General features: G+C 60.6%; 15 protein-coding genes. 2 read left to right on the top strand and 13 right to left on the bottom strand.

Translation table 11 applies throughout. The features are described 5' to 3' along the window. Nucleotides 1–27 precede the first annotated feature (27 nt). The gene (locus XI04_RS06105; protein WP_049801690.1) at nucleotides 28–1,347 is read left to right on the top strand and encodes a glycosyltransferase family 4 protein; all 1,320 of its coding nucleotides are present in this window, start codon (nucleotides 28–30) and stop codon (nucleotides 1,345–1,347) included. On the opposite strand, the gene XI04_RS06100 is transcribed toward XI04_RS06105, so the two are convergent. From XI04_RS06100 to XI04_RS06060, 9 genes are all read right to left on the bottom strand, one after another. Next, the gene (locus XI04_RS06100) at nucleotides 1,317–2,567 is read right to left on the bottom strand and encodes a DegT/DnrJ/EryC1/StrS family aminotransferase (RefSeq protein WP_271608094.1); all 1,251 of its coding nucleotides are present in this window, start codon (nucleotides 2,565–2,567) and stop codon (nucleotides 1,317–1,319) included. The genes XI04_RS06105 and XI04_RS06100 overlap by 31 nt on opposite strands. Beyond that, nucleotides 2,507–3,508: an NAD-dependent epimerase/dehydratase family protein gene (locus XI04_RS06095; RefSeq protein ID WP_028143648.1), complete on the bottom strand. Its 1,002-nt coding sequence runs from the start codon at nucleotides 3,506–3,508 to the stop codon at nucleotides 2,507–2,509. Before XI04_RS06095 ends, XI04_RS06100 begins: the two co-directional genes overlap by 61 nt. Beyond that, nucleotides 3,505–4,683: a DegT/DnrJ/EryC1/StrS family aminotransferase gene (locus XI04_RS06090; protein WP_028143647.1), complete on the bottom strand. Its 1,179-nt coding sequence runs from the start codon at nucleotides 4,681–4,683 to the stop codon at nucleotides 3,505–3,507. The genes XI04_RS06095 and XI04_RS06090 overlap by 4 nt, the downstream gene beginning before the upstream one ends. 97 nt (nucleotides 4,684–4,780) lie before the next feature. Next, nucleotides 4,781–5,302: an acyltransferase gene (locus tag XI04_RS06085; RefSeq protein WP_038970400.1), complete on the bottom strand. Its 522-nt coding sequence runs from the start codon at nucleotides 5,300–5,302 to the stop codon at nucleotides 4,781–4,783. 31 nt (nucleotides 5,303–5,333) lie between these two features. Beyond that, nucleotides 5,334–6,809, bottom strand: coding sequence for an oligosaccharide flippase family protein (locus tag XI04_RS06080; RefSeq protein ID WP_271608095.1), 1,476 nt, complete (start codon nucleotides 6,807–6,809; stop codon nucleotides 5,334–5,336). A 46-nt stretch (nucleotides 6,810–6,855) separates the two neighbouring features. Continuing rightward, nucleotides 6,856–7,917: a Gfo/Idh/MocA family protein gene (locus XI04_RS06075; protein ID WP_152103151.1), complete on the bottom strand. Its 1,062-nt coding sequence runs from the start codon at nucleotides 7,915–7,917 to the stop codon at nucleotides 6,856–6,858. A 70-nt stretch (nucleotides 7,918–7,987) separates the two neighbouring features. Then, nucleotides 7,988–9,250 carry a UDP-N-acetyl-D-mannosamine dehydrogenase gene (gene wecC, locus XI04_RS06070; RefSeq protein ID WP_038970402.1) on the bottom strand — a complete coding sequence of 421 codons (1,263 nt, stop codon included), beginning with the start codon at nucleotides 9,248–9,250 and terminating at the stop codon, nucleotides 7,988–7,990. Beyond that, nucleotides 9,243–10,367, bottom strand: a complete 1,125-nt coding sequence (gene wecB, locus XI04_RS06065) for a non-hydrolyzing UDP-N-acetylglucosamine 2-epimerase (RefSeq protein WP_271608096.1) — start codon at nucleotides 10,365–10,367, stop codon at nucleotides 9,243–9,245. Before wecB ends, wecC begins: the two co-directional genes overlap by 8 nt. 3 nt (nucleotides 10,368–10,370) lie before the next feature. Next, nucleotides 10,371–11,165, bottom strand: coding sequence for a WecB/TagA/CpsF family glycosyltransferase (locus XI04_RS06060; protein WP_038974206.1), 795 nt, complete (start codon nucleotides 11,163–11,165; stop codon nucleotides 10,371–10,373). Nucleotides 11,166–11,343: 178 nt separating this feature from the next. On the opposite strand from XI04_RS06060, the gene XI04_RS06055 reads away from it, so the two are divergent. Then, nucleotides 11,344–12,231, top strand: a complete 888-nt coding sequence (locus XI04_RS06055; RefSeq protein WP_271608097.1) for a glycosyltransferase — start codon at nucleotides 11,344–11,346, stop codon at nucleotides 12,229–12,231. Here the strand turns inward: XI04_RS06055 and XI04_RS06050 are convergent. Genes XI04_RS06050 through XI04_RS06035 form a run of 4 tightly spaced genes read right to left on the bottom strand, consistent with a single transcriptional unit; the run spans nucleotide 12,228 to nucleotide 17,416 of the window. Next, complete coding sequence (locus XI04_RS06050) at nucleotides 12,228–13,448, bottom strand: hypothetical protein (protein ID WP_271608098.1); 1,221 nt, start codon at nucleotides 13,446–13,448, stop codon at nucleotides 12,228–12,230. The two genes, XI04_RS06055 and XI04_RS06050, sit on opposite strands and share 4 nt — an antisense overlap. 26 nt (nucleotides 13,449–13,474) lie before the next feature. Beyond that, nucleotides 13,475–14,902 (bottom strand): HlyD family type I secretion periplasmic adaptor subunit, encoded by a 1,428-nt coding sequence (locus XI04_RS06045; protein ID WP_173015862.1) that lies wholly within the window; start codon nucleotides 14,900–14,902, stop codon nucleotides 13,475–13,477. Next, entirely contained in the window at nucleotides 14,899–17,103 is a 2,205-nt protein-coding gene (locus XI04_RS06040; RefSeq protein WP_370156909.1) for a peptidase domain-containing ABC transporter, read from the bottom strand. The genes XI04_RS06045 and XI04_RS06040 overlap by 4 nt, the downstream gene beginning before the upstream one ends. Continuing rightward, nucleotides 17,081–17,416, bottom strand: coding sequence for a hypothetical protein (locus tag XI04_RS06035; protein ID WP_028143639.1), 336 nt, complete (start codon nucleotides 17,414–17,416; stop codon nucleotides 17,081–17,083). Before XI04_RS06035 ends, XI04_RS06040 begins: the two co-directional genes overlap by 23 nt. Nucleotides 17,417–17,422: the final 6 nt, after the last annotated feature.

The raw sequence follows: 17,422 nt of genomic DNA, 5'->3' as shown, positions 1-17,422 counted from the left end.
GGCGCGACACCCGGAGAATCCCATCGCATGAAGGTGCTGGTCTATCCCCATTCCATGGAACTGGGAGGGTCACAGCTCAACGCAGTCCAGCTCGCCGAGGCGGTTCGAGACCTCGGTCATGAGGTCACCGTGGCGGCAGAGACTGGCCCTCTTCTAGACAGAATAAGGGAGACCGGCCTCAGACATATTGAAATTCCTCGCCATCGGGCCCGCCCCTCGCCTCGTGTTGGCCAGATGCTCCGCAGCATCGTCAACGAACGCACCGTAGACGTGGTGCACGGTCATGAATGGCCCCCTATTGTTGAGGCTTTTCTGAGCGTTGGACTATCGACGAGGGCTGCCGTGGTGGGAACGGTCATGTCGATGTCCGTCCCCTCCTTCCTGCCGCGCAGCGTTCCCCTGACCGTGGGCACGGAGATGATCCGTCGCGCTGCGATCACTGCAGGACATCAGGATGTTACCTTGCTCGAGCCGCCAGTCGATACGAAGTCCGACCACCCCCTCGTCGATGGCACGGGCTTTCGCGCGGCTCACAATATTGGTCCGGACGAGGTCGTCATAGCGATGGTCTGTCGACTTGTGCCGAACCTTAAACTGGAGGGGCTGCTATCTGCGTGCGATGCTGTCGGCGAAATCGCGCTCGACGGCCTGCCAGTGCGGTTGCTGATCATTGGTAATGGACCGGCGCGACCGAACGTCGAAGCGCGTGCGGCCAGAATTAACTCGCTAGTCGGCCGGAACGCCGTCGTACTGGTGGGCGAGATGTCCGATCCGCGCCCTGGCTATGCTGCCGCGGACGTCATCATTGGCCAGGGTGGCTCGGCGCTGCGCGGAATGGCCTTTGGAAAGCCGCTGGTGGTCGTTGGTGAAGACGGGTTCAGCGAGCTGTTGACACCCGAGAGTGCGCCGACCTTCCTGCAACAAGGCTGGTACGGATTGGGCAAGGGCTCGCGTGGCGCCGGCGCCAGCGCACTTCGATCGGCTCTCGAGACCATTCTCGCCTCCGCGTCGCTCCGTCAGGAGCTTGGCGGATTCGGGCGGCGGCTGGTGGAGCACCGCTTCAGCCTCGCGCAGGCGGCGAGAACGATAGAGCAAACCTATCTACATGCCCTACGCAGCAAGCCCTCAACCAGCCAGCGATTGGCAGACGCCGGCCGATGCTCGGCCAGCCTTGCCAACTATAAAGTGCAGCGAAAATACCGGCGCTGGATGGGCCTGGCTTCCGCCGAAGACGACAACGATCGGGCACGAATCTCTGCGGTGCTATCCGCAAAGTCGGCGGCCCCTCGATCAGAAAGGGCCGCGCCAGATCCGACTCATAAGATATCCCGGCAGACAGATACATGACCCGCCACGGTGGCAGCGCGGTTTGAGCGGGCAAGTTCAGCCTTCACCGCATCTACGATACGATCCTGGTCCGCGCAGTCCATCTGCGCATAAAGTGGAAGCAGGATCGCGTGATCCTGAGCTAGCTCGGATTGCCGCAGATCATCGCGCGACCCAGCGCCGGCATAGGGCGCCTCGCGATGGCAGCACATGATGCCCCTGCGCGTAGCGATGCCCTGATCGAGCAGCGATTGCATCGTCGCCCGCTGATCCAATCGATCGGGCAAGCGTACGCAGTAGCTCTGCCAGTTCGATCGTGCCCACGCCGGCTCGAACGGCAACCGCAGCCCCTCAATATTTCCAAGCAGTTCGGCGTAACGGGATGCCAGCGCGCGCCGCCGCGCAATCAGCTGCGGAAGTCGCTCGAGCTGTTTGCGCCCGATCGCAGCCTGCATATCCGTCATTCTGTAATTGTAGCCGACGAGGACGTACTCCTCGAAAATGACACGCTGCGAACCATGACGCACGATATCCGGAACGCTCATCCCGTGTTGACGCAGAAGCCTGAACTTGCGATCGAGTTCGGCATCGGCAGTGGTGAGCATTCCCCCCTCACCAGTCGTGATCACCTTTCGCGGATGAAATGAAAAGCAGGCAATGTCTCCATGCGGCTTGCCGATCGCCTCCCATTGCCCGTTCATGCAGATCTGCGATCCGGCGGCACAAGCCGCATCTTCGATCACAGCGATCCCGTGACGACGCGCCACGGCCATGAGCGTTGCCATGTCGCATGGCATGCCCATCTGGTGCACCGCGATGATCGCGCGTGTGCGCTCGGTGATGGCTTCAGCCAGCCGAGCGCAATCCAAATTGTACGTCTCGGGCTCGATGTCGACGAAAACTGGAGTGGCGCCCTGATATCGGATCACGTTCGCTGTCGCGATGAAAGAATGGCTGACCGTGATCACCTCGTCGCCGCTGCCGATACCCAGCGCGGCCAAGGCAAGGTGCAGGGCGGTCGTGCAATTCGCGACGGCACAGGCGTGCGGAGCGCCGACAAGTGCGGCGAACTCCTCTTCGAACGCAGCCACCTGCCGACCTTGCGATACCCAGCCCGACAGCACCACGGCGCGCGCAGCGTCAGCTTCTTCGTCTGCAAGCAACGGAACTGCGATCGGGATCACGATGCCGCCACCTGCCGCTGGCGATCCGAAGGGAGTTCGCGTTCTGATCGCCACCATTTCACGAGGTCGGCGAGCCCCTGCTCGAGCGAAACCGTGGTGCGGAACCCCAGCAGACGATCGGCCTTTCCTGTCGATGCCAGCCGTCTCGGCACCGGATTCACCGAGCGCTCAGGCGCAAATTCGGGAGTCAGACCGCGGCGTCCCATCACCGAGGCAAGCACCGTAGCCAGTTGCGTCAGGCTGGTCTCAGTACCGCTCCCGACGTTGAAGACCTCGTCGGTAATCTTCGCCCTGGCCGCAAGGATGTTGGCGCGCGCGACGTCACGGACGTGAACGAAATCCATCGTCTGACGGCCATCACCAAAGATAACGGGAGGTAACCCGGCCTCAAGCCGCTCCATCCAGCGGATCAGGACCTCGGTGTACCGTCCGTGGATGTCCATGCGGCTGCCATAGACGTTGAAATATCGGAATGCCACGTAGTCGAGGCCGCATGTGTCGTTGAAGGCCCGCAGCAGCCCTTCGTTGAACGCCTTGGCCGCTCCGTATAGCGTCCGGTTGTTGTACGGATTTTGCCGCTCGGTCGTCGGAAACTCCTCGGCCAGGCCGTATACGGACGCCGAGGAGGCTGCGATGACCTTCTCGATATCGTGCTTGATGCACAGCTCGAGGAGGTCGTAGGTGGCGTCCACCATGACCTCCTTGGCCAGGCGCGGCTCCGCCGCGCAATGAGTGATGCGGAGTGCGGCCTGGTGAAACACGATGTCGGCAGCCTTCACCAAGGCTTCCATCAGCTTGCGATCGCGTATGTCGCCGTGAACCAGTCTCACCGGTCCACGACCGAGCGCACGCCGGAGATTTTCGGGGCGGCCTCTGACCATGTTGTCGAGCGCAACGATCTCGATGCAACCCTCATCGCAGAGCTGATCGACGATGTGGGAGCCGATGAACCCTGCCCCGCCAGTGATCAGAACGCGCTTTCCCTTGAGCTCAATCAAGACGCCCTCCTGTTGCAGGACCTTGTTGTGAAGCTTTGTGATTGCTGCGCCCGGTTGCCGGCGGCTTCGCTGGGGCGCAATGCTCCGGCGTTCCTCAACGTGGAGACAATTTCGGTCGCCCGGTCCGGCAGCAGCTCCGGATAAATGGGAAGGGAGAGAAAGTCGTTCGCAAGCATCTCGGTTACCGGCAGATCACCGGCCCGATAGCCGAGTTCGGCATAGGCCTTCTGCAGGTGCACCGGAATGGGATAGTGAATCCCTGCACCTATGCCTGCCTCCCGCAACAATGTGAGCGCGTCGTCGCGACGCTGCAATCTGATCGAATAGACATGATAGACGTGGCGGGAGTACGAGGGCGGTCGCGGACGCGCGAATGGGAGCTCGGAAAGTAGCTCGTTGTATCGTTCTGCGATCGATCGGCGGGCCTCGGTCCAGCCTTCGATGTAGTCCAGCTTGACATTCAGTACCGCACTCTGGATCTCGTCCATGCGATAATTGTATCCGGGAATGACGTGGTCGTATTTTGTCTCCTGCCCCCAGTCCCGCAGCAGCGACACGCGGTGCGCAAATTCAGGCCGATCGGTTACGACGGCCCCACCCTCGCCGAACGCCCCCAGATTTTTGCCTGGGTAAAAGCTGAAGCACCCCAGATCTCCGATCGAACCTGCGCGGCGTCCTCGGTATTCCGCGCCGTGCGCCTGCGCGGCGTCCTCAATGACGACCAGACCGTAACGTTGCGCAATCGACATGATGGGATCCATGTCGGCCATCAATCCATGGAGATGAACCGGCACAATGGCTCTGGTTCGAGGTGTGATTGCAGCCTCGATCAGACCGGGATCCATCGTCCACGTGACCGGGTCAACGTCGACAAAAACCGGCTTGGCGCCGCTGTAGAGTATCGCCGCGGTTGTCGCCACGAAGGTCATGGACACGGTGATGACTTCATCGCCCGGCCCGACGCCCGCCGCCAACAGCGCAAGGTGGAGCGCAGAGGTTCCACTATTCACGGTGAGGCAACGCGCAGTCCGGCAATATTCCGCAAAACGTCCCTCGAACGCCGCCACCTCCGGCCCGAGCACAAAATGCCCGCTGCTGACGACCCGTGCCACGGCGGCGTCGACTTCCGGCTTGATTTGACAGTATTGGGCTTTCAGATCCAGGAAGGGTATCAAGATTCAAACCTTGGATTGGAGCAACCGTTATTAAATAATTAACTCGGATTATAATATTTAATCAAGCGCCATTTTCAAGAAAATAAATTCGGTTAATTCAATCTAGCCCGAAAGACCGGCGGACGGAGGCACGATCGGCGGTGGCCCTGCTTCCGACTGCGGACATGGTCCGAGCGGGTACTCCGGCGACGGTGGCACCCGGGGCAACATCCCTCGTCACGACGGAGCCCGCGCCGACGGTCGCTCCCGCGCCGATCGTGACACCACATAGGATTGTGGCGTTGGAACCGATGGCAGCCCCCCTGCCGACACGAGTGCGCTCCAATGTCCAGTCAGAAGCTTGCTGAGGGCGACCATCCGCGGTCGTTGCCTTCGGATATTTGTCGTTCGTGAACACCACGCCATGACCGATGAACACTTCGTCCTCGATTGTGACGCCTTCGCAGATGAAACTGTGCGATGATACTTTGCACCGCGCGCCAATCTTTGCTCCCGCCTGGATTTCGACGAAAGCTCCGATCCTGCTCTCATCACCCACCGTGCAACCGTACAGATTGACCAGTTCCGGGTGAACGATGCGGACATCGCGACCAAGTTCTACGTCTTGTGTGATAGGCATATCGCGCACTCCGAATGATGTCGTAGAACCGCTATGGCGCCGTCCGCGAGGGCCACAGCCCCGGCGCCATTCTCGCCAAGCCGGCTGCGGCGTAGTGAAACTGCTGCAGGAGCGGGTGCCCAGTGACCATCAGTCCAAGCCAACAACAGAGCACAGCGACGGAAAAGGCTGACGCCAGCCCAGCACCCGAGGTAAGGCCTCCAGCTTCCGTCAGCGCCGCGCAAATAGACACACCGGCAATCACCAGAACCGTTACAGCTCCGCTTCTCCATAGGGTGCGTACAAATTCGGCGGGCCGAAGGCCGAGTTGTCGTCCCAGAAAATAGAACGCAACCAACGCCTGAAATGGCAATGTCACAAGAGCGGATGCAGCAACGGCGTGCACGCCAAGGAACGAGGCGCCCAAGATGACCAGAAGTGATGGTGGCAGCGAAATCAACGACGAGATCAGCGCATCCTGAACCCTTCCGACCGCAACAAACATCGGGTAGGTCAGGCACGCCGCGAAAAGCGCAAGGTTTCCGATACAGAGCAGCTGCACCAGCGGGACGATCTCCAGCCACGTCGGGCCGAGCCAGATCAGAATGATCGGCCGCGCCATGATCGCCATAAAGACCAGGAACGGCCACTGCACGGCGGAGAGCAGCTGGATGGCCTCGAGATAGACGGCCTTGAGATCACCACCCGCTTTGCTTCGCGCAACAATTGCCGGCATGACGACCGGACTAATCACCTGCGTGACCAGCTTGTCGAATATCTGTGTCGAGGCGGTCGCGCGGCTGTAAAAGCCGACAGCGGTGAAGTCGAGCACTCTGGCCAGAAACAGCTGCGGCGCCAGGCCAAAAAACACATTTACGACGCTCACCGCGCCCGAGTAGAGGCCGAAACCGACGATCTCTCGGCAATCGATCAAGGATGGCCGCATCGCACCGAAATCTCTCCGCCATATCAGCAGCATCACGGCCAGCACCCCGTTGCCGGCCACCCCTCCCCAGAGCGGGGCCATGTAGCTGAAGTGGGCCATTGCGAGGCCGACCGAAACGACAGCGATCGTCGTACCAGCCGCCAGATTGCAGATTGCGAGCACGCCAAACTGCATCTCACGACGGAACAATGCGGCTATGGTTCCGGAGAACGGCAGCAAGAGAAGATTTAGCGAGGAAACCTCGATCCCTCGGCCCAAGCGGTCCAGCTCGAAGAAGCGCGCGATCGGCTGGGCAGACACGAACAGCACGAAAGCCGTGGCAGCCGAAATCATGAGGGTAATCGTGAACGTGGTCTGCACGCTCGCGCGCGACAACTCTCGCTTCTGAATCAGATAGCTTGCGCCCGCAAATTCCTGGAAGCAGGCCGCAATGATGGACGTGACGGCGTTCGCGACGGCATAGATGCCAAACTCTTCCGGGGACAGCAAACGGGCAAGCACGGCGGTCACAACAAAGACCAGCAGCAGGCCGACGTAACGGTCGAGCGCCGAGAACAGAATGGAGCGCTGCACGGACTTCATTGCGTCGTCTGTCATGTCGGTCAGGTGAGCTGGATCGCCGCGCGCGTCATGCTATCGCTCTGGCGCGCTGCCGGGTTCCGTAAGGCTCGCGCAGCAAGACGGGCGCACCCTGCTTTGCGATCGAGCACGATGCCGCCTCCAGAACCTCGATCACGTGGAGTCCCGAGATGCCGCTGGAAATCGGCTGGCCACCGGTGCGGATGCAATCGACAAAATGATCGACCTCGGTCTGTAGCGCCTCCATAGTCGAGATATGCGGAGCCCACATGTCGCCGGCGCGATATCCGATCCGGAATTGATGTGCATCTTCGGGAGGCGCGTCGAGCGTAATTCCCTTGTCATAGACCTTGATCTTTTCGGTCGGCTCGAGATCGTCGTAGACGATCATCTTCTTGCTGCCACCGATGAAAGTCTGGCGCACCTTGACGGGCGACAGCCAATTGACGCTGACGTGGGCCACGCATGCGTTGGCAAAGAACAGCGTGATATGCGCCATATTTTCCGGCGAGCCGACAACGTGGCACGAGCCGGTTGCCGAGACCGCGATCGGCGCTTCATCGAGGATATGGTGGATGATCGAGATATCGTGCACCGCCAAGTCCCAGATCACATTTACGTCCTTTTGAAACAACCCGAGACTCGCGCGCGTGCTGTCGTAGTAGTAAATGTCGCCAAGTTCTCGGCTCAGCAGGAGCTCCCGGATCTTCTGGACCGCCGGCGTGTAGAGGAAGGTATGATCGACCATGAGCGTCAACCCACGCCGATCTGCCTCTTCGATCAAGCGGGTCACGAGCTCAGCGCTCGGCGCGAGGGGCTTTTCGACCAGAACGTGCTTCCCGGCTCTCAACGCCGCAATTGCCAGCTCGTAGTGCGTATGCACCGGCGTGGCGATAGCGATTGCATCGATACGGACGTCCTTCAGCAAATCTTCGTAGCGAGAGGTCGTCTCTACCGCCGGGTAAAGCTGCTTCATCGCGCCGAGCCTGCCTGGGTGCAGGTCGCTCACGCCGACGACGCGGGTGGCAGGATTGATGGAGAAATTACGAACGAGATTGGGTCCCCAATAACCGCAGCCCACGACGCCGATTCCCAGTTGACTGTCTCGCATGCTAACCTCGATGCATCCAGGTGATACGCCTCAAATCATCCCATTGCCGACGATCACTTCACGCCGGGCACTAGGTCCGCGCTGGCATGTCCTGCCATATGCCCCGGGTATCTATGACGTCGAGATGTCGGCGCTCCGATAGGGGCACCATCTTGAATTCGTCATGATCGACGAGGAGAACCGCGATTTCGCAACTGCGCAGAGCCTCCTCGATGTTCACGAAAGCGACACGGTGATCGGCCAACTGAGGCGGCAGGCGGCGAAGGTTCGGCTCAACGACCTTGACTCGTTCTCCGTACTTTGCCGCGAGATGCGTGGCGATCTCCATGGCGGGACTCTCACGCAAATCGTCGACATTGGCCTTGAAGGTCAATCCACAACAAGCGACGTTTGCATAGGGATGATCGTCGATCAGCGCCTCTGTACGTTCGATGATCTTCTGAGTTTTGGCGTTGTTGACTTCCCGGCTTGTTCGCATCACTCGAGCGAGGTCTGGTGCGGAGTCGATGATGAACCAGGGATCGACCGCAATGCAGTGCCCGCCTACTCCCGGTCCTGGCCGCAATACGTTTACGCGAGGATGGCGGTTGGCGATGTCGATCACCTCCCAGACATTGATGTCGAACCTGTCGCAAATCAACGAGAGCTCGTTCGCGAATGCTATGTTGGTATCGCGGAACGCGTTTTCCGTCAGCTTGACCAATTCGGCTGCCCGCGCTGTGGTCCCGACGCAGGCGCCGCGAACGAACATTTTGTAGAAGCGTTGAGCACGCCGCGTGCATGTTGGCGTAATTCCCCCAATGCACCTGTCGTTGTTGATAAGCTCTGTCAGGATCCGTCCCGGCAACACGCGTTCTGGACAGTAGGCGACGTAGATCGCTCCGTCTTCCTTGCCGTTGACGCCTATGTGTAGATCTGGCCTGCGTTCGACGATACGTTTTGCTATGGCCTCGGTCGTCCCGATCGGCGATGTCGATTCGAGGATGACGAGATTACCCGGCGCAAGGATGTCGACGATTTGGTCGACTGCGGCATTAACGCTTGAAAGGTCTGGACGGTTTTCGCGGTCGATCGGCGTTGGCACTGCGATGATGAAGACGTCCGCAGGCTGCGGCTTGGTGGCGGTCGTCAGGGCACCGCTCGACACGACCTTGGAAACGAGACCATCGAGATCGGGCTCCGCGATGTGAATCTTTCCGGATGCGACCGTATCGACGATACGCTCGTTTGTGTCGATGCCGACCACCTGCATTCCCCGGCTCGCAATCAGCGCTGCGGTCGGGAGCCCGATATAGCCAAGTCCAACGACATTGATCTTCTGAAATTCAGGCATCGAGAAGCACCTTCACGATACGCTCGCTCGCGTGCCCGTCACCAAACGGATTATGCGAACGGGCCATGGCGGCATAAGTCTCGTCATCGTCGAGCAAGCGAAATGTCTCGGCAACGATCTTGTCGTAGTTCGCGCCGACCAGGCGCGCCGTCCCGGCCTCCACCCCCTCAGGACGCTCGGTCGTATCGCGCATCACCAGGACTGGTTTGCCAAAGGTGGGGGCCTCCTCCTGCACGCCACCTGAATCCGTCAGGACCAAATGGGACAACGAGAGCAGACTCACGAAGTCCGTGTATTCCTGAGGAGAAATGAGGACGACCCTCGGGTGATCCGACAATCGGGACGCGAACAAGTCGCGGACGTTCGGATTCGGATGCACTGGGAGCACCACAGCAACGTCTTCCCTTTGCAGGATCGTCTCCAACGCGTTCACGATGTTGACGACACCGCCGCCGAAATTCTCCCGGCGGTGGCAGGTCACCAAAATGATGCGCCGATTGCCGTGTCGCTTCTTGATGCCGTCCCAGCGGCACGAAAGCCCCGGATCGGATTCGACCATGGCTTTCGCGAGGATGAGCGCGTCCACCACCGTGTTTCCGGTGACATGGATGCGGTCGTCCGAGACGTTCTCAGAGCGCAGCGCGCGGGCAGCGCGCTCTGTCGGCGCGAAATGCTGATCGGCGATCGACCCGACGATCTTGCGGTTCACCTCCTCGGGCCACGGAGCGAAGATGTCGCCGCTGCGCAGTCCTGCCTCGATGTGCGAGACCGGTATCCGGTGGTAATAGGACGCCAGCGCGCCGACCATGGCAGTCGCCGTGTCGCCTTGGACGATAACCCTGGTAGGCTTCACCTTGTCGAGGAGCTCACCGACTTCTCCGAGCAACCGGGCCGTTAGATGATCCAGCGTCTGATTGGCCGTCATGACGTTCAGATCAAAATCCGGAACTACGTTGGCAAGCTTGAGGACCTGATCAAGCAGCTGTCGATGCTGTGCCGTCGCACAGATCGTTAGCGAAATGTCCTTGCGATTCTCGGCCTTGAGTCGGTTGATGACCGGAAAGAGCTTGATGGCTTCTGGTCGGGTTCCCAAAAGGATGAAAAAATGCTTGCGCACGTCTCACCCTCCGATCCGGCTCGGGCCGGGCGGCACGGCGCCCGGCGTGCCAAATGTATGCCCTATCGCTTGCTTGGCGAGCGCTTGCAGCAGGATGCCCGCAAACAGCGTGTTCGTTGTGGCGTATCGCCACCACATCCGCCCGGGCTCTTGATAGATGCGGTAAAGCCATTCGAGGCCCAGCCCCTGAATCCGCGCCGGCGCGCGCCGAACGGTGCCTGCAAGGATATCGAACGCACCGCCCACGCCCATGATAAAGGGTACGCCGAGCTCGTCACGATGGGCGGCGAGAAAGCGCTCTTTCCGTGGTGTCGGCATGCCAATGAAGAGACAATCGGCCGCGCTGGACTGGATGTCCCGCACGACCTCCCTTTCCTGCTCCGGCTTGAAGTAACCATCGTGCCAGCCGGCGAAGACGAGTGAGGGATATCTCTCTCGCGCGCGCTGCATTGCCTGCTGCAGGACGGCGGGGGTGGCACCCAGGAAGTAGGGCTTGTAACCTTCCCGCGCACATACCGCGAGCAACTCGGCCAGGAGATCGACGCCGGCGACTCGGGACGTTGCCGGCAGCCCTAGGGCTCGGGCACCCCAGAGAATCCCCATGCCGTCGATGCTGACGATGTCGCTATTGGCGACATCGGCCGCGAGCATGGGATCCGATCGCATATTGACAAATTTGGCAACGTTCAACGCGACATGCTGCAGCCGTCGGCGGCAACGCATGGCGCCGCGCGCGAGCTCGACGGTTTCCGCCATTGTCAGCAGGTCGATGGGGCAGGCCAGGAACGATGCACGCATTTGAACCGACCCTCCGAAACGCAATTTGTTTAAGTTGCATTTAAGATTATAATAACGATAATAATTGGCTACCATTTAATTGCAAGGATTAAATGCATCAACCTCCTTCAGAGACGCCAAAATAGCGCGCCGGCAGATATGCCGCAGGCCTACGTGAATTAAATAGGGAATCACCAAAATGATCTCGGTCATTATTCCCCACCTCAATCAGGCTGACGCCCTGGAAGCCTGTCTGCGAAGCCTGGATGCGCAGACCCTGTCACGGGATTTGTTCGAGATCATCGTGGTGGACAACGGCTCGACCGTACCGCCGATAGACGTCATTGCCGACCATTCCGGCGTCAGGCTGGAGCACGAAGCGCTTCCCGGTCCGGGCCCGGCGCGAAACACAGGCGCAGCTTGCGCGAGAGGCGATATCCTCGCTTTTGTGGATGCCGACTGCCGGGCTCATCCGGACTGGCTGACCGCGATCCGTGAGGCGTTCCAGCAAGCCAGGGCGGCGACGATCCTTGGCGGAGAGGTTCGCATCAGGCCTGCCGCCGAAGGGCGTTTCACCGCGATCGAAGCCTATGAAAGCGTTTTTGGCTTTCGCAATCGCTTGTACGTCACCAAGCACGGCTACTCCGTCACGGCAAATCTGGCGGTTCGCCGCGCCGACTTTGAGAGGATCGGACCTTTCCCGGGCATTCAGTTCGCGGAAGATATGCAATGGGGACAAATGGCCATCCGCGCCGACTGCGAATTTCGCTACATTCCCGGGATGATCGTGTTCCACCCTGCGCGCCGCTCGCTTCGAGAGCTGTATGCGAAATGGGACCGCCAAATTGCGCACTACCGCAACACCGCACAGGCCGCGCGCGGCTGGCAGCTGCGCTGGTTTGCCACGGCCCTGCTCGTCCTGGTATCACCGGCGGTCGGCGCCATCACTGTACTGACGAGCGGACGCCTCCATGGGATAAGCGCGCGCCTCAAAGCGATTGCCGTTCTCTGCGCGGTTCGCAGCCATCGAACGACCAGGATGCTGGCCCTGCTCCGGAGAGAGGGCACGGTTGTCTGGAATCGCTAGCCGAGCGCGCTGCCGTTGCGCTGCGGCACGCCGCCGGCCGGGCCGGCTGGCTGTTCGAACGCGACGTTGTGACTGAGATCCTGCAGGTCGGTGCGCCGACCGAATGACCACAAAATCCAACCGAGCTCGTAACTGCGGCACTCGAGCCGAACGCCCACATTTTGGCGGTCGATCAGCTCTCCCCCGCTCTCGCGCCAGACGTTCTTGATCGCGCGCAACACCCGCGGCGCCTTGGTCGTCAGTTCACCCTTGCGGACCTGCGAGCGGATCGTCAGGTTCAGTTCAGGCACGAGCATGGTCCGGCCCAGCTGGTTCTGACCGAGTACCCAGTTGAATCCCTTGACCAGCGCTTCCCGCGCTCCCCGTCGTCCAAAGCGCTCGGCCCATTCCAGCAGCGCAGGGGCCATTCCATACTGATGGACCGAATAGATCTCGTAGAAATCGAGGATGCGGCCGCTCGTCGCATCGAAGAACCACGGCCATTCACCTTGGGGACCTTGCAGCGCAATCAGATCGCGCACGCAAGTATCAGCCATGACGAGCGCGGACGCATCGCCGGTGAATTCGCCGTACTGATAGCAGGCGATGGAGAGATAGGTTTGCGTCGCAAATGATGCGAAACGGCGACGAAAGCCGGACGGCGCGTCGAAGAACAATCCGGAATCGCCATGGAAACGTTCCTTCAGGAAACGGTAGAGCGGGCCGGCGAAGCATAGCCACTCCTTCTCGCCCTCCCTCGCCTGGGCGATGACACCCGTCAGCAGCATGCCCAGATCCTGCGCCCGGAAAGCGTGCCACCGCGACTGATCCGAGAGAACCGCTTTCAACTCTCGCCTGACTGGCTCCGGAATCGGGAGGCGGAGCTCGGCGGCGGCCCACAGCGCCATGCCGAACGCATATTTGCGCACGGGGAGCGCGGTAAGCTTCATGGCATTTCGATAGAAGATCTCCGGGAGATCAATATCAGCCGGAAGTTTCGCGACCCGCGACATCCCAAGCAAGACGTTGAGAGTGTAGAACACGTCGCTATGCGGCAGCGACTCGTTCGGCGAAGCGGGCCGGTCGAGGTGATAAACATGCGACCAACGACGCTCTGCAGGCAACCAGCAGCGTTCAAGCCCCTGCAACGCGTAGTTCACCAGGGGCGAGTTTGATAACGGCGCCTTCGCTGCAGCGGGCACTATGAATTTCACACCAGAATTCGGACTGATCATCATTTCCAGTACACCATTGTAAATTCGGCTCAGTACTCCCGGATGCTTTCATCCAAGCCGCGAAGCAGGGGATAGAGAAAATATGAAATCACCGTTCGCTGTCCGACCTTCATCTCGGCGGTGACCGCCATACCAGGCATCAACTGAACGCGCTCGGACGGCAGCCGAAGGTGCGTGTCCCGCAGATCGATCAGTACGCGGTAATAGGGAGCTGACGACCGGCGCACACCTTCGGCCTTCGCCTCTGGCGAGAATGAGTCCTGACTAATGACTCCGACCTCGCCAGTAGCGGTGCCGTACTTCTGAAATGGAAATGCCTCGAACTTCACTCGTACGGCCTGCCCGACCGCCACCTGCCCGATATCCCTACCCTCCACGTTGACCTCCGCCCGGAGCGTCTCGTCCCGTGGAACCAGCACAAACAAAGTCTCGGCCTCGCGGACCACCGAACCCACCGTCCGATTGGCAATGTCGAGTACCACCGCATCCGCCGGTGCATTCAGCACGATCAGCTGCCGACGGAGCTCCGCCTTTTTGAGCTCTTCGGCAGTGCCATCCCGCTTTGGCAACGTCTCGACAAGTTCCTGATAGGCGCCGCGGCGAAACTCGGCAGCGAACACCTTCTGGTCTGCACGGGCCTTGTCCAGACGATGCGTGTTGTCGACGATGCTGCCACGGACTCGCGCCAGGTTGCTTTCGACCTCCAACCGCGCATCCCGTGATAGCAGGAAGTTCAGTCTTGAACCGACCTCCTTGGCCATCAACGCGCTTCGCATGGCTTCAATGGACTGCATCGTGTCCAGCCGCTGGGCCAGGACCAACTCCTCGCTCTGAGCCGTTTTTAGATTGGCCTGTGCGGATGCAATCTGTGCGTCATAGTTCTGGATCTGAAGGTCGTAAGCCGCCTTCCTCTGGAGGAATACCCTTCTCTGCAGAGCTTGGTCGGCGTTCGCCGCCTCATCGAGGCCGTAGTCCGTGCCGTCCAACTCGGCTCGAAGCCGGCCGATGGAGGCGTCGAGACCCGCCAGGCGACCGCGCAGTTGAGCAAGATCGGCTTGAGAGAATGTCGGATCGAGGACCGCAAGAACGTCGCCGCGATTGACGGCGTCGCCGGCCTTGACGCGAATCTCCCGAATAACCGACGTTTCCAGCGGCTGTACGACCAGGTTCGGACGCGTCGTGATCAACTTTCCCTGCGCAGTCACAATCATATCAACGCGAGACACGCACGCGAATGTGATCGCCGCAGCGATCAGGGCGACGACGCAATAGAGCGTGATCCGTCCCACACGCGGTGGCGTCTGCTGCTCGATCTCGGCTGCGTCTGATTGAAATTGCGCGACAAAGCGAGAATCTGTGGGCGCGGACCTCATGAGCCGGCGTCTCGTCCGTGAACCGGATGGAGACCCGGATCTGCCTGAGGCTGCTTCAGCTCTGATCTTTTCAGCCGCAGTCATGCGACCTGCCTCGTCTGCTGGTTCCAGAGATGCCTGTAGAAGCTGCATTTCGACAGCAGCGCGTCATGACGATCTACATCGACGACCCGTCCACGGTCGATCACCAAGATCTGGCTTGCGTCCGACAACATCGAAAGCCGATGCGATACGATGACGACGGTCCGTCCCTCCGCGATACGTCGCAGATTGCGCCTAATGATCGCCTCGCTCTCGGAATCCAGTGCGCTGGTGGCCTCATCGAGGATCAGGATACGCGGGTTGACGATCAATGCCCGCGCGATCGCAAGCCGCTGCTTCTGCCCGCCTGAAAGGTTCGATGCCTGCTCCTCGAGCATGGTGTCGAACCCCCTCGGCAACCGCTCTATGAACTCGTCCGCACCGGCGAGCTGAGCCGCCCGGACGACCTCCTCGAACGTGGCGTCGCGCCTCACGCATGCGATATTTTCGCGCACTGTGCCCCGGAACAGGAAACTGTCCTGGAGCACGATCCCTAGATTCCGTCGCAGATGGGCGAGATCGATCTCGCGCGAATCGTGACCGTCGATGCGCACCAACCCCTGCTGCACCGGATACATTCCCGCGATCAGGCGTGTCAGCGTCGTCTTGCCCGAACCGCTCCGGCCGACAATTCCGAAGATCGAGCCGGGAGCGATCGAGAACGACACGTCGTCCAGCGCCGGCGTTCCCTCCCCATAGCGAAACGTGACGTTTTCAAATTCGATCTGCCCGGCGAAGTCGGGCCGCACGCCTTCGCGACGACCGTCGCGTTCCAGCTCCGTGTTCATGACCTCGCCGAGCATCTTAACGGCGAGCGCAACCTCTTGATATTCGTGCACCATGGTCACCATCTGCACCAGCGGCCCCGAAACGCGTCCCGCCAGCATGTTGAAGGCGACAAGTGCGCCGATCGTCATCTCGCCGCCGAAGACATCGAGCGCACCAAGTGCGACGATGCCGAGCGTCATCATCTTCTCGAGGAAACCGGTCAAGGCCTGAGCGCCCGCCGAGATTTTTTCGACGCCAAACCGCATCGATACCGACTGCGCGCAACGATCGTCCCATGTCCTGTTCTGGCCGGGCTCCATGGCCAACGACTTCACGGTACGCATGCCGTGCACGGTCTCAACGAGGAGCGCCTGGCGCCCGGCTTCGGCCTGATAAAGCTGGTAGAGCCGCCGTCGGAACGGTCCCATCAGAATAGCAATCACGCCCGCGCTGATGGCGGTGAAGGCCAGCACGACGCACGTCAGCTTGATGCTGTAAAGCGCCAGAACAGGCAGAAAGACGAAAAGCGAAAGCGCGTCCAAGACGGTCAGGAACAGTCGGCCGGTCAGGAACTCACGGATTCGTCCGGCCTGCTGCATGTGCTTCACCAACACGCCGGCCGAGATGCGCTCGAAGAAGGTTACCGGAAGTCCCAAAAGATGCCGAAACGTCCTGGTCGCGACCCGGATGTCGATCTTGTTCGTGGCATAGAGCAGCAGGTAGCGCCGCAAGAAGCTGAAGACGGCGTCGAAACAGAGCGCAAGGATCGCGCCAGCCGAGAGCACGTAGAGTGTCGTGAGGCTCTCATGGACAAGAACCTTGTCGATCACGAGCTGAAAGAAGATCGGAAGCGCCAGCCCGAGCGCATAGAGGAACACCGCAGCAATTGCGACGTCGGAAAGGAGCCGCCACTCCCGCAGCATTTCGGGTATGAACCAGCGCAGCCCGAAGGGCCTGTGGCCCTGCGATGGGGAACTCTCGCGCTTGAACAGAACGACCTTTCCGGTCCACCTGGAGCAGAAGCGGTCCGCATCGACCAGCAGGTGCTCTCCCGTCCGCTCGGCCAGAGGATCAAAGACCGTTACAGCGTCGCATTCCGGGCCGGCGCCAACCACGAGGACCCAGTTGAGGTTCGAGAGCTGGACAAGAGCCGGATAGGCCTCGCCGAGCTGGCATATCGCCTTCCAATCGAGCTGCGCCGTGCGGGCGCGAAGGCCCGCATCATGAGCCATGCGGAGCAAGAGATCGGTCGAGATGCCGGTCTCGTCGACGGCATAGGCGTGCCGCAGCCGATCAGAAGGCAGATCGATACCGTGATGGGCAGCGATCCTTGACAGGCATTCAAGGGCCGTTTGAGCAGCCCGACGCGGCTCGTCCTCGGACGACGGCGGTTCTAGTTCGAACCTCTCGATTTCAACGGAAGTTGGTTGAGGCATTGGAAGATCGCGGATTGTCCGAAACTGACGAGGCAGGCTCGACGCGCGCACTCGCCTGTGGCGCGGCCATCGGCGTCCTCGGCCGAGAGCGCTGGACGACGCCGGCATCGACCAGACCCTGAAGCGCGTTCTGCATCACCTCCACGGAGTTCGCGAACGACTCCGCCGAAAAGATCAGCCTTTGCCGAAAGACTTTCTTGGGCGCGTTGTTGGCATCACGTTCCGTGGGTGAGAGACTGACCAGGTCCACTCGCACGATCGACCCGCCAATTGTGACCTCGTCAATCCCGTCAGTATAGAGCTCTGTATGCATTGCGGT

Origin of the sequence: Bradyrhizobium sp. CCBAU 11430 (genome assembly GCF_028128855.1) — a bacterium.
Classification (GTDB): domain Bacteria; phylum Pseudomonadota; class Alphaproteobacteria; order Rhizobiales; family Xanthobacteraceae; genus Bradyrhizobium; species Bradyrhizobium ottawaense.
This window is presented reverse-complemented; position numbering and strand designations above follow the sequence as displayed.

Bases quoted from the DNA above. Each gene is read 5' to 3' on its own strand.
- XI04_RS06105 (WP_049801690.1), top strand. From the start codon at position 28: ATGAAGGTGCTGGTCTATCCCCATTCCATGGAACTGGGAGGGTCACAG.
- XI04_RS06100 (WP_271608094.1), bottom strand. From the start codon at position 2,567: ATGGTGGCGATCAGAACGCGAACTCCCTTCGGATCGCCAGCGGCAGGT.
- XI04_RS06085 (WP_038970400.1), bottom strand. From the start codon at position 5,302: ATGCCTATCACACAAGACGTAGAACTTGGTCGCGATGTCCGCATCGTT.
- XI04_RS06080 (WP_271608095.1), bottom strand. From the start codon at position 6,809: ATGAAGTCCGTGCAGCGCTCCATTCTGTTCTCGGCGCTCGACCGTTAC.
- XI04_RS06075 (WP_152103151.1), bottom strand. From the start codon at position 7,917: ATGCGAGACAGTCAACTGGGAATCGGCGTCGTGGGCTGCGGTTATTGG.
- wecC (WP_038970402.1), bottom strand. From the start codon at position 9,250: ATGCCTGAATTTCAGAAGATCAATGTCGTTGGACTTGGCTATATCGGG.
- XI04_RS06060 (WP_038974206.1), bottom strand. From the start codon at position 11,165: ATGCGTGCATCGTTCCTGGCCTGCCCCATCGACCTGCTGACAATGGCG.
- XI04_RS06055 (WP_271608097.1), top strand. From the start codon at position 11,344: ATGATCTCGGTCATTATTCCCCACCTCAATCAGGCTGACGCCCTGGAA.
- XI04_RS06050 (WP_271608098.1), bottom strand. From the start codon at position 13,448: ATGATGATCAGTCCGAATTCTGGTGTGAAATTCATAGTGCCCGCTGCA.
- XI04_RS06045 (WP_173015862.1), bottom strand. From the start codon at position 14,902: ATGACTGCGGCTGAAAAGATCAGAGCTGAAGCAGCCTCAGGCAGATCC.
- XI04_RS06040 (WP_370156909.1), bottom strand. From the start codon at position 17,103: ATGCCTCAACCAACTTCCGTTGAAATCGAGAGGTTCGAACTAGAACCG.
- XI04_RS06035 (WP_028143639.1), bottom strand. From the start codon at position 17,416: ATGCATACAGAGCTCTATACTGACGGGATTGACGAGGTCACAATTGGC.